Origin of the sequence: Staphylococcus caprae (assembly GCF_003966625.1) — a bacterium.
Classification (GTDB): Bacteria; Bacillota; Bacilli; order Staphylococcales; family Staphylococcaceae; genus Staphylococcus; species Staphylococcus caprae.
On record NZ_AP018587.1, the window covers coordinates 1,344,184 to 1,356,786 of the forward strand.

14 protein-coding genes are annotated in these 12,603 nt (G+C 34.1%); all 14 read left to right on the forward strand.

Translation table 11 applies throughout. The features are described 5' to 3' along the window. Positions 1–21: 21 nt before the first annotated feature. The 14 genes from dnaK (at position 22) to era (ending at position 12,591) form a co-directional block, all read left to right on the forward strand. Complete coding sequence (gene dnaK / locus JMUB898_RS06495) at positions 22–1,851, forward strand: molecular chaperone DnaK (protein ID WP_002443161.1); 1,830 nt, start codon at positions 22–24, stop codon at positions 1,849–1,851. A gap of 147 nt (positions 1,852–1,998) precedes the next feature. Further along, positions 1,999–3,135, forward strand: coding sequence for a molecular chaperone DnaJ (gene dnaJ / locus JMUB898_RS06500; protein ID WP_002443159.1), 1,137 nt, complete (start codon positions 1,999–2,001; stop codon positions 3,133–3,135). A gap of 3 nt (positions 3,136–3,138) precedes the next feature. Then, a complete protein-coding gene (gene prmA, locus JMUB898_RS06505) occupies positions 3,139–4,077 on the forward strand; it encodes a 50S ribosomal protein L11 methyltransferase (protein ID WP_002443157.1) in 939 nt (312 codons plus the stop codon). A gap of 1 nt (position 4,078) precedes the next feature. Beyond that, on the forward strand, positions 4,079–4,831 hold the full coding sequence (locus tag JMUB898_RS06510) for a 16S rRNA (uracil(1498)-N(3))-methyltransferase (RefSeq protein WP_044466729.1): 753 nt from the start codon (positions 4,079–4,081) through the stop codon (positions 4,829–4,831). Between the two features lie 5 nt (positions 4,832–4,836). After that, on the forward strand, positions 4,837–6,183 hold the full coding sequence (mtaB, locus tag JMUB898_RS06515) for a tRNA (N(6)-L-threonylcarbamoyladenosine(37)-C(2))-methylthiotransferase MtaB (RefSeq protein WP_037541481.1): 1,347 nt from the start codon (positions 4,837–4,839) through the stop codon (positions 6,181–6,183). A gap of 126 nt (positions 6,184–6,309) precedes the next feature. Then, a complete protein-coding gene (gene rpsU / locus JMUB898_RS06520) occupies positions 6,310–6,486 on the forward strand; it encodes a 30S ribosomal protein S21 (protein WP_000048060.1) in 177 nt (58 codons plus the stop codon). A gap of 320 nt (positions 6,487–6,806) precedes the next feature. Further along, positions 6,807–7,487, forward strand: coding sequence for an NfeD family protein (locus JMUB898_RS06525; RefSeq protein WP_241159034.1), 681 nt, complete (start codon positions 6,807–6,809; stop codon positions 7,485–7,487). Between the two features lie 17 nt (positions 7,488–7,504). Continuing rightward, a complete protein-coding gene (floA, locus tag JMUB898_RS06530) occupies positions 7,505–8,494 on the forward strand; it encodes a flotillin-like protein FloA (RefSeq protein WP_002443149.1) in 990 nt (329 codons plus the stop codon). A 17-nt stretch (positions 8,495–8,511) separates the two neighbouring features. Further along, positions 8,512–9,201 (forward strand): hypothetical protein, encoded by a 690-nt coding sequence (locus JMUB898_RS06535; protein ID WP_002443148.1) that lies wholly within the window; start codon positions 8,512–8,514, stop codon positions 9,199–9,201. Positions 9,202–9,510: 309 nt separating this feature from the next. Next, entirely contained in the window at positions 9,511–10,458 is a 948-nt protein-coding gene (locus JMUB898_RS06540; RefSeq protein WP_002443146.1) for a PhoH family protein, read from the forward strand. After that, positions 10,459–10,926: an rRNA maturation RNase YbeY gene (gene ybeY, locus JMUB898_RS06545; protein ID WP_002443144.1), complete on the forward strand. Its 468-nt coding sequence runs from the start codon at positions 10,459–10,461 to the stop codon at positions 10,924–10,926. 2 nt (positions 10,927–10,928) lie between these two features. After that, positions 10,929–11,273: a diacylglycerol kinase family protein gene (locus JMUB898_RS06550; RefSeq protein ID WP_002443141.1), complete on the forward strand. Its 345-nt coding sequence runs from the start codon at positions 10,929–10,931 to the stop codon at positions 11,271–11,273. An 11-nt stretch (positions 11,274–11,284) separates the two neighbouring features. After that, complete coding sequence (gene cdd, locus JMUB898_RS06555) at positions 11,285–11,689, forward strand: cytidine deaminase (protein WP_002443139.1); 405 nt, start codon at positions 11,285–11,287, stop codon at positions 11,687–11,689. After that, on the forward strand, positions 11,689–12,591 hold the full coding sequence (gene era / locus JMUB898_RS06560; RefSeq protein ID WP_002443137.1) for a GTPase Era: 903 nt from the start codon (positions 11,689–11,691) through the stop codon (positions 12,589–12,591). Before cdd ends, era begins: the two co-directional genes overlap by 1 nt. The last annotated feature ends 12 nt before the right edge of the window (positions 12,592–12,603 follow it).

The window sequence follows — 12,603 nt, forward strand, 5'->3', positions numbered from 1 at the left end:
TTAAATTGGAGGAATTTTATTATGAGTAAAGTAATCGGAATCGACTTAGGTACTACAAACTCTTGTGTTGCTGTATTAGAAGGCGACGAACCAAAAGTAATTCAAAATCCAGAAGGTGCACGTACAACTCCTTCAGTAGTTGCGTTTAAAAATGGAGAAACTCAAGTAGGTGAAGTTGCTAAACGTCAAGCAATTACAAATCCTAACACTGTTCAATCTATTAAACGTCATATGGGTACAGATTATAAAGTAGATATCGAAGGTAAATCATATACACCTCAAGAAATCTCAGCTATGATTTTACAAAACTTAAAAAGTACTGCAGAAAGCTATTTAGGTGATACTGTAGATAAAGCAGTTATCACAGTGCCAGCTTACTTTAACGACGCTGAACGTCAAGCTACTAAAGATGCTGGTAAAATTGCAGGTTTAGAAGTGGAACGTATTATTAATGAACCAACAGCTGCTGCATTAGCTTATGGTTTAGACAAAACTGATAAAGATCAAAAAGTTCTTGTATTCGACTTAGGTGGCGGTACTTTTGACGTATCTATCCTTGAATTAGGCGATGGCGTATTCGAAGTACTATCTACTGCAGGAGATAACAAACTTGGTGGTGACGACTTTGACCAAGTTATCATTGACTATTTAGTTTCTGAATTCAAAAAAGAAAATGGCGTAGATTTATCTCAAGACAAAATGGCATTACAAAGATTAAAAGATGCTGCTGAAAAAGCTAAAAAAGATTTATCTGGCGTATCTCAAACTCAAATTTCACTACCATTCATCTCAGCTGGTGAAAGTGGTCCATTACACTTAGAAATGAGCCTAAGCCGTTCTAAATTTGAAGAATTAGCAGATTCATTAATCAGAAAAACAATGGAACCAACTCGTCAAGCATTAAAAGATGCTGGTCTATCAACTTCAGAAATCGATGAAGTAATCCTTGTTGGTGGTTCAACTCGTATTCCAGCTGTACAAGAAGCAGTTAAAAAAGAAGTAGGAAAAGATCCTCATAAAGGTGTGAACCCAGATGAAGTAGTAGCAATGGGTGCAGCTATCCAAGGCGGCGTTATCACTGGTGATGTTAAAGACGTAGTATTATTAGACGTTACACCATTATCACTTGGTATCGAAATTATGGGTGGACGTATGAATACGTTAATCGAACGTAATACTACTATTCCAACATCTAAATCACAAGTTTATTCAACAGCTGCAGATAATCAACCAGCAGTTGATATCCACGTATTACAAGGTGAACGTCCAATGGCATCTGACAACAAAACATTAGGTCGTTTCCAATTAACTGATATTCCACCAGCTCCACGTGGTGTACCTCAAATCGAAGTAACATTCGATATCGATAAAAACGGTATTGTTAATGTAACCGCTAAAGATTTAGGTACAAACAAAGAACAAAATATCACTATCCAATCAAGCTCAGCTTTATCTGATGAAGAAATTGACCGTATGGTGAAAGACGCTGAAGAAAATGCTGAAGCAGATAAAAAACGTCGTGAAGAAGTTGACTTACGCAATGAAGCTGATAGCTTAGTATTCCAAGTTGAAAAAACTATCAGCGATTTAGGCGACAATATTGGCGAAGATGATAAGAAAAATGCTGAAGAGAAAAAAGATGCACTTAAATCTGCGCTTGAAGGCGAAGATATCGAAGACATCAAATCTAAAAAAGAAGAACTTGAAAAAGTTGTTCAAGAGTTATCAGCTAAAGTATACGAGCAAGCGCAACAAGCACAACAACAGGCTCAAGGAGAACAAGGTTCTCAAGATAGCACTGTAGAAGATGCTGATTTCAAAGAAGTTAAAGACGACGAAGATAAAAAATAATTCTGAGATGAGTTAGTAAATGAATTTAATTCATAACTAAGCCAAAAAAGTCAAAGTCAATTGAACATTGGCTTTGGCTTTTTATTTGGATAGTTAGAGTGAATTAGATAAACTAATCTTGTTAAACGTATAAAAGGAGAGATAGTTGTGGCCAAAAGAGACTATTATGAGGTCTTAGGCGTAAGTAAAAGCGCTTCTAAGGACGAAATCAAAAAAGCTTACCGTAAATTATCCAAAAAATATCATCCTGACATCAATAAAGAAGAAGGCGCAGATGAAAAATTTAAAGAAATCTCCGAAGCTTATGAAGTCTTAAGTGATGATAATAAACGTGCAAACTATGACCAATTTGGTCACGAAGGCCCTCAAGGTGGATTTGGCAGTCAAGGCTTCGGCGGTGCAGACTTTGGCGGATTTAGCGGAGGTGGATTCGAAGATATCTTCAGTTCATTCTTCGGTGGTGGTTCAAGACAAAGAGATCCAAATGCACCTCGTAAAGGTGATGATTTACAATATACAATGACCGTTACGTTCGAAGAGGCCGTGTTTGGTACTAAAAAAGAAATATCTATACGTAAAGACGTTACATGTCATACATGTGATGGTGAAGGTGCTAAACCAGGTACAAGCAAGAAAACTTGTAGTTACTGTAACGGCGCAGGACACGTATCTGTGGAACAAAATACTATCCTAGGTAGAGTGCGCACAGAACAAGTTTGTCCTAAATGTGAAGGTAGTGGACAAGAATTTGAAGAACCATGTCCTACATGTCATGGTAAAGGAACTGAAAATAAAACAGTTAAATTAGAAGTAACTGTACCTGAAGGTGTGGATACAGAACAACAAATTCGATTAGCTGGAGAAGGTTCACCTGGAATTAACGGTGGTCCTCATGGTGATTTATATGTTGTGTTTAGAGTTCAACCTTCTGATACGTTTGAACGTGATGGAGACGACATATACTATAATTTAAACGTAAGTTTCCCTCAAGCTGCTTTAGGCGACGAAATCAAAATACCTACATTAAAAAGTAATGTTGTTCTTACAATCCCTTCAGGAACACAAACAGGCAAACAATTCCGTCTTAAAGATAAAGGTATTAAAAACGTTCATGGCTATGGTCACGGTGACTTATTTGTAAATATTAAAGTAGTTACTCCAACTAAAATGAATGACAGACAAAAAGAAATCATGAAAGAATTTGCTGAAATTAATGGTGAAGAAGTGAATGAACAGCCATCTAATTTTAAAGATAGAGCAAAACGATTCTTCAAAGGAGAATAAGTAATGAATTGGACGGAACTCTCAATTGTAGTCAATCACGAAGTAGAATATGATGTAACAGACATACTTGAAAGTCATGGTTCTAATGGCGTTGTGATAGAAGACTCCAAAGATTTAGTGAATCAACCTGCTGATAAATTTGGAGAAATTTATGAATTAAACCCTGATGACTATCCTGATCAAGGCGTCAGATTAAAAGCGTATTTCAATGAACTCACTTTTGATGACACGCTTAGAACTAATATTAAAAACGCAGTTCTGAATCTTCCAGAATTAGATAAAAATATAGTTACGTTTTCGGAAAAAGAAATCGCTGAAGTAGATTGGGCTAATGAATGGAAGAACTATTTTCATCCATTTAAAGCTTCAGAACGATTTACAATAGTTCCAAGTTGGGAAACATATGAAAAAGAAAGTAATAATGAATTATGTATTGAACTAGATCCAGGCATGGCGTTTGGTACTGGAGATCATCCTACGACAAGCATGTGTCTGAAAGCCATTGAAAAATATGTCAAGCCTACAGATTCTGTGATAGATGTTGGAACAGGCTCTGGAATATTAAGTATCGCAAGTCATTTAATTGGTGTAAAACGAATTAAAGCATTAGATATTGATGAAATGGCTGTAAATGTTGCAAAAGAAAATTTCAAGAAGAATCACTGTGAAAACGCAATTGAAGCAGTTCCAGGTAATTTATTACAAGATGAAGATAAAAAATTTAACATTGTTATAGCAAATATTCTTGCTCACATTATTGAAGAAATGATTGAAGATGCTTATAATACTTTAGTTGAAGAAGGTTATTTCATAACTTCTGGTATTATAGAAGAAAAATATGAAGAAATAGAATCTCAAATGAAGCGTGTTGGCTTTAATATCATTTCTGTTGAACATGACAACGGTTGGGTATGTATAGTTGGTCAGAAAGTGAGTGATTAATTTGCAAAGGTATTTTATTAATCAAAACGCTGATGAAAATCAGCGTTTTTTTATTGAAGATAGGGAAGATGTACATCACATTACTCATGTAATGCGTTATAAAGAAGGTAATCATATCATTATTACCTTTTCAGATAAAAAGGTGTATAAATGCGAAATTATCTCTATCAACGACAATAATATCGAACTACGATTAGATGAAAAACAAGATATTAATACTGAATTACCTCAGCATATTACTATTTGTAGCGGTTTGATTAAAGCAGATAAATATGAATGGATGATCCAGAAAGCTACTGAAATGGGTGCAAGCGAGTTTATCGCCGTGGGAATGGATCGCTCAGTCGTAAAATTAAATGAATCTAAAGTAGCTAAAAAAATAGATAGATGGCAAAAGATTATTAAAGAAGCAGCCGAACAAAGTTATAGATTAACTATTCCCAATATCTATTTTAAGTCGAATTTAAAAGCAATTTATGATATGATAAATCATTATGACTACGTTCTAATTGCATACGAAGAACAAGCGAAGCATGGAGATTTAAGTCATTTTAAACATATTTTAAAACAATTTGAATCACAAGATCGTGTTTTAATGATATTTGGGCCTGAAGGTGGACTATCAGATAAAGAAGTGTCGTTATTCCAAGAGCATAGTACACTTGTTGGTTTAGGCCCACGCATTTTACGGGCAGAAACTGCGCCTCTATATGCTTTAAGTGCAGTTAGTTTTGAAAAAGAATTATTGGGGTGAAGACTATGTCAACAGTTGCATTTCATACATTAGGTTGTAAAGTAAACCACTATGAAACTGAAGCAATTTGGCAATTATTTAAAGAAGCAGATTATGATAGAGTAGATTTTGAAACAAATGCGGATGTATTTGTAATCAATACTTGTACAGTAACCAATACTGGTGATAAGAAAAGTAGACAAATTATTCGTCGTGCAATTAGACAAAATCCAGAAGCTGTTGTCTGTGTGACAGGTTGTTACGCACAAACTTCTTCAGCTGAAATTATGGAAATTCCTGGCGTTGATGTCGTTGTAGGAACACAAGACCGTCATAAATTACTTGATTATATAGATCAATTTCAACAAGAAAGACAACCTATCAATGGTGTAGGTAATATTATGAAGAACCGTACATACGAAGAACTTGAAGTTCCTTATTTTACAGATAGAACTAGAGCTTCATTAAAGATTCAAGAAGGATGCAATAATTTCTGTACGTTCTGTATTATTCCATGGGCTCGTGGTTTAATGCGCTCAAGAGATCCTGAAAAGGTTGTCGAACAAGCTTCACAACTTGTGAACTCAGGCTACAAAGAAATTGTCTTAACAGGTATTCACACTGGCGGATATGGTCAAGATTTAAAAAACTATAATCTCGCTCAATTATTAAGAGATTTAGACGAAATTGATGGCCTAGAACGAATTCGTATTTCATCTATTGAAGCAAGTCAATTAACTGATGAAGTGATAGAAGTCATTGGAAATTCAAATAAAGTAGTAAGACATTTACACGTACCGTTACAATCAGGTTCTGACAGTGTATTAAAACGTATGAGACGTAAATATACGATGGAACACTTTTCAGAAAGATTAACTGAATTACACAAGGCTTTACCAGATTTAGCTGTTACTAGTGATGTAATTGTAGGTTTCCCTGGTGAGACTGAAGAAGAATTCCAAGAAACTTACGACTTCATCGTCAAACATCAATTTTCTGAATTACACGTATTCCCTTATTCTCCGAGAATTGGTACGCCCGCAGCTCGAATGGATGACCAAATTGATGAAGGAATTAAAAATGAACGCGTGCATAAATTAATTACACTTAGCAATCAACTTGCTAAAGAGTATGCCTCTAAATTTGAAAATGAGGTTCTTGAAGTGATACCAGAAGAACAAGGGGAAAAACCTAACACATTAGTTGGATATGCAGATAATTATATGAAAGTTCAATTTGAAGGTGACGAATCATTAATTGGACAAATTGTTAAAGTAAAAATACTTAAAGCAGATTATCCACTAAATGACGGTAAAGCTATCCGCGTGGTTGAACATGCAACGAATAAATCAGAAGAAGAAGTACTTGTCTAAATATTTAAAAAATGTAAATTTTACTAATTGACCACCAATTTGAGTTATATTATACTAATAGTTGCATAGTTTTTACTGTGCATCGACTATAAAGTTCCGTTGATATTTGGAGGGAGGGAAATACAGATGTCTAAAACAGTAGTACGTAAAAACGAATCACTAGAAGATGCTTTACGTAGATTTAAACGTTCAGTATCAAAAAGTGGAACAATTCAAGAAGTACGTAAACGTGAATTTTACGAAAAACCAAGCGTTAAACGTAAAAAGAAATCAGAAGCTGCACGTAAACGTAAATTCAAATAATTAATAGCTCTGTTGACTCCCTCAACACGAATGTTAATTATAAATATCGCCCTAGTTTTTATAACTAGGGTTTTTTTATAAACTTTTTTCCTATTTCGATGTTACTTTTTATAAAACTCTTCAATAGACAGCTCCCAATTCTTATACTTTTTATTTTTCAGAAAATTAATCAAATATTATTAAACTACTTCAAATTAAATTACTTTTCTACAATTTACCAATTTATATATTAGTGAAATGCTATATAATGTGGGCGTTTTCATGTATAATCATAATGAGGGTGAGGTGAAATAGTGAATTACTCCAATCTAATACATACGTTGCTTTTAACGAAACTTACTAGTGGAAATAATTGGGTTGATCATATTGCGCATTTGATAACTCAACCTTTCGTTTCGCTAATACTTACATGTATTATCTTCCTAGGTTTTCTATACCAATTATATTCAAAACGTATTAATATCATAGGAATCATTGCTTCATTAGCATTATTATTACTATTTTTAGGATTCCTTATTAATGGGGATGTCAACGTATTATCTGTACTCTTATTTACAATAGGCGTAATACTAGTTATTATAGAGCTGTTTATTATTGGTGCAGTCATTGGCATTATTGGTATGACACTTATTACATTAAGTATTATTATGCTAGGTGATAATATTATACTCATGCTTGGTAATGTTGTGGTTGCATTAATATTATCAATTATAGAGTGGGTGTTATTAGTGAAAATCTTCAAAAGAAAAATTCCATTTCTAGATAAAGTAATCTTAAAAGATTCAACAAATTCTGAGGCTGGTTATCGTTCACATGAAGACCGCTCTCATCTCGTGGGTAAAACCGCTCGAACAGTTACCGATCTTAGACCTGCAGGAATTATCACTTGTGACGATGAAAGAATAGATGCTGTATCAGATGGCACGTTTATTTTACGTAATAGACAAGTAAAAATTCTTGAGGTAGAAGGTACACGTGTAGTTGTTAGAGAAATAGAATAATATTAAGGAGCGATTCAATGTTTGGTATTGGTTTTATAATCATTGCTGTAATTATCGTAGTTGCATTATTAATCCTATTTTCATTTGTACCAGTAGGATTATGGATTTCTGCATTAGCAGCTGGTGTTCATGTTGGTATTGGCACACTTGTAGGTATGCGACTAAGAAGAGTATCACCAAGAAAGGTCATAGCGCCTTTAATTAAAGCACATAAAGCAGGCTTAAAGTTAACTACAAATCAATTAGAATCACATTATTTAGCTGGTGGTAACGTTGATAGAGTAGTAGATGCAAATATTGCAGCACAACGAGCAGATATAGATTTACCATTTGAACGTGGTGCCGCTATCGATTTAGCAGGTCGTGACGTGCTTGAAGCTGTTCAAATGTCTGTTAATCCTAAAGTGATTGAAACACCATTTATCGCAGGTGTGGCAATGAATGGTATCGAAGTTAAAGCTAAAGCCCGTATCACGGTACGTGCTAACATTGCTAGATTAGTCGGTGGTGCTGGTGAAGAAACAATTATCGCCCGTGTTGGTGAAGGTATCGTTTCTACTATTGGTTCAAGTGAACATCATACTGAAGTTCTTGAAAATCCGGACAACATCTCTAAAACTGTATTAAGTAAAGGGTTAGACTCTGGAACTGCATTTGAAATATTATCTATCGATATTGCAGATGTTGATATTAGTAAAAATATTGGTGCTGATTTACAAACTGAACAAGCACTTGCAGATAAGAATATCGCACAGGCTAAAGCCGAAGAACGTCGTGCTATGGCTGTAGCATCTGAACAAGAAATGAAAGCTAGAGTACAAGAAATGAGAGCTAAAGTTGTTGAAGCAGAATCAGAAGTACCATTAGCTATGGCTGAAGCATTAAGATCAGGTAATATCGGAGTTAAAGATTATTATAATCTGAAGAATATCGAAGCAGATACTGGCATGAGAAATGCGATTAACAAACGTACTGATCAAAATGATGATGAATCACCAGAACAATAATATAATGAGGTGATTAGATGAGTATCGGTATTATAATATTTATAATATCAATAATTGTTACAGCCATTAGTGCGATTCGTGATAAGAGTCACGAAGACAGACAAAATCAGAGACCACCTCAAAAATCACAAGGCGAACAACAACCTAAAAAGGGTGGTTTCTTTGAAGAATTTGAGAAAACTTTTAAAGAACTTAATGATGAATTAAATGGTGAAACTGAAAAGAAACAGCGTAAAGACTTTGAAGAAACACTTCCTCCTATAAATAAAGATTTAGATGAGGAAGAAGATAGACCATATAAAGAAACAACCACGTCGTCACAAACTCATACACATCCTAAACCAGATCCCACACCATATAACAATGAGAACAACAGTCCTCAACCTGTTGCCACAACATCAAGAGACGAAAGTGCTGAAAAACTAAGAAAAGAACTTGAAGCTAGTTTAACTGAGGATTTAAAAAACGTTCGTAGTGAGATTGATAGAGAAAAAGAAAAGCAACTAGAAATGATTGAGAAAAAAGCGAGAGATATTATTAAAGATAAATATTTATCAGAAAGAACAAAACGTTATCGCTTAAAACAGCTACTGAATTCTCAAAATGTTGAACGAAGTATGTCTCATTCAGCTTTCAAATTTGACAACGATGAGGTCATCAACGGTTTAATATGGTCAGAAATTCTAAGTAAACCGAAACAACTTTAAATGACGCATTTAATTTAATAACATCATTATTTAATTATAAGTTAAAACTACGAGAGTAAGATTTGTATTCAATTTTTCCAAATGAGTACAGTTTTACTCTCTTTTTAGTTTGTCTAAATTGTAGGAGTTTAGTAAAATTTTTAATGAGATAGATGTTATATCAAACGTTATAAATTTCAACTTTGATTTAAAGCATAATCACATTAATTAGTAGAACAAGCGTGATATAATGAATATGGAATTCAACACATTTAAATATATTACGTAATCAATAATATTAACTATCGTAACTTGAAAAGGAGCGCGTTTATGCCAGGAATAATTCAAATTGACGACATTAATCAATCACAAGCTTTAATGGGGAATAATGATGAGCATCTTAAAACTATTGAAGACAACTTTGATGTCGTCATACATGCTAGAGGACAAGAAATTGCCGTTAAAGGTGAAAAGTTAGAGCATGTAGAAAAAGCAGAATTAGTTCTTACCAATTTATTAAAAGTTATAGAATTGGGAAATACAATTACACTTAAAGATGTAGAAGCTGCTATTAAAATGGCAGATAATAACACGATTCAGCACCTTTTAGATTTATACGATGAAGAAATTACAAAAGATGCATTCGGTAAAACGATTCGTGCCAAAACAATGGGTCAACGAATGTATATCAATGCTATGAAAAGAAATGACTTAGTATTTGGTATAGGACCAGCAGGTACCGGTAAGACATTTTTAGCAGTTGTTTACGCTGCCAAGCAATTACGTAAAGGTACCGTTAAACGTATCGTTCTAACAAGACCAGCAGTTGAAGCTGGAGAATCTCTTGGTTTCCTACCAGGTGATTTAAAAGAAAAAGTAGATCCTTATTTACGTCCGCTTTATGATGGATTAAATACTGTATTAGGAAGAGAACAAACAGAAAGATTTATAGAAAGAGGAATTATTGAAATTGCGCCACTTGCTTACATGAGAGGAAGAACGCTTGATGATGCGTTTGTCATCTTAGATGAAGCACAAAATACAACGCACGCTCAAATGAAAATGTTCTTAACACGTTTAGGTTTCGGTTCTAAAATGGTTGTTACTGGGGATCAAACTCAAATTGACTTACCTAAAGGCGTGAAGAGTGGCTTGAAAGAAGCAATTAAAAAACTGTACGGTGTCAATGGTATAAGTATTATGAAATTAGACCAAAGTGACGTAGTGAGACATCCGCTAGTAAGTAAAATTATTGATCGTTACGAAGGAGTTGATTAAATGTTTACTATAGATTTTAGCGACCACACTGATTTAGTCAAAGATGAATGGTATGAACAAATTGATTCTTTATTAACCTTTGCTAAAAAACAGGAAAATATAGAAAGTGACGCAGAACTATCAGTTACCTTCGTAGATAAAGATGAAATTCAAAACATCAATAAAGTCTATAGAGATAAAGATAAAGTGACTGATGTCATTTCATTTGCTTTAGAAGAAGATGAACCTGATATAGATATGAATGACTTAGAAATTCCACGCGTACTTGGAGACATAATTATTTGCACTGATGTTGCGCAAGAACAAGCAGAAAGTTATGGCCATTCTTTTGAACGTGAATTAGGATTTTTAGCGTTACATGGATTCTTACATTTATTAGGGTATGATCATATGACAGAAGATGACGAAAAAGAAATGTTTGGTCGACAAGATGCAATTCTAAATTCTTACGGATTGACTAGAGACTAGTAATGAGACGTTTCAAATATGCTTACGATGGTTTTACAGCCATTTTAAAAAAAGACCAAAATTTCTTACTCCATATATTAGCTGGAATTATTGCTATCATAATGGGATTTATATTTCATATTAATCGTTCAGAGTGGATGTTTGTATTACTTGCTATTGCTTTAGTATTGAGTTTAGAAGCCATTAACACTTCAATCGAGTTTGTGGTCGATTTAGTTACTACTGAATATCATGAATATGCTAAACATGCCAAAGATATCGCAGCGTTTAGTGTAGTAATTGTATCCGTTTTAGCCATGTGTATTGGATTAATCGTTTTCGTACCACATATTTTAAGTTTATTTTAGGGGGAAAATAAATGAGCTATCAATCGCATTATTTTAAAGAAGTTAGGGAGGCACAAAATAATGCATATGCGCCTTATAGTCATTTTAAAGTTGGGGCTTATTTAAGAACCAAAGATGGACGCACGTTTCACGGTGCAAATGTCGAGAATGCGGCATACTCCTTAGGCATTTGTGCAGAACGTTCTAGCTTAGTCGCAGCTATTTCAGAAGGTTATAGACCTGGAGATTTCGAATCTATTACAGTGACGGTTGACGCAGATCAACCATCCTCTCCTTGTGGTGCTTGTAGACAAGTATTGAAAGAACTTTGCGATGACGATATGCCAGTATATATGACTAATCACAAAGGCGAAATGATAGAATCGACTGTAAGCGAACTATTACCATTAGGATTTTCAAGAAAGGATTTAAATTAATGACAGAAGAACATAAATCAGGATTTGTTTCAATCATTGGTAGACCTAATGTTGGTAAATCTACCTTTGTAAATAGAGTGATAGGACATAAAATTGCAATCATGTCTGATAAAGCTCAAACTACGCGCAATAAAATTCAGGGTGTGATGACAAGAGATGATGCTCAAATTATCTTTATAGACACACCTGGTATTCACAAACCAAAACATAAACTTGGTGACTATATGATGAGAGTGGCTAAAAATACACTTTCCGAAATTGATGCCATTATGTTCATGGTCAATGTAAATGAAGATATTGGCCGTGGTGATGAATATATCATGGAAATGTTAAAGAATGTTAAAACACCCATCTTTTTAGTATTAAATAAAATAGACCTTGTGCATCCAGATGCTTTAATGCCAAAGATTGAACAATACAAAGAATACATGGACTTTACAGATATTATTCCAATTTCAGCACTTGAAGGGTTAAATGTTGATCACTTTATCGATGTGCTAAAATCGTATCTACCTGAAGGACCAAAATATTATCCAGATGACCAAATTTCTGATCATCCAGAACAGTTTGTAGTGAGTGAAATTATTCGTGAAAAGATTTTACATTTAACAAGCGAAGAGATTCCGCACGCAATTGGCGTTAATGTTGATCGAATGATAAAAGAAGACGAAGACAGAGTCAGAATCGAAGCGACAATATATGTTGAGCGTGATTCTCAAAAAGGTATTGTCATTGGTAAAGGCGGTAAAAAACTTAAAGAAGTTGGAAAACGTGCACGACACGATATAGAAATGTTACTTGGTTCTAAAGTTTATTTAGAATTATGGGTTAAAGTGCAACGTGATTGGAGAAATAAAGTAAACTTTATCCGCCAGATTGGTTATATTGAAGATCAAGATTGATCATTAGAGAGT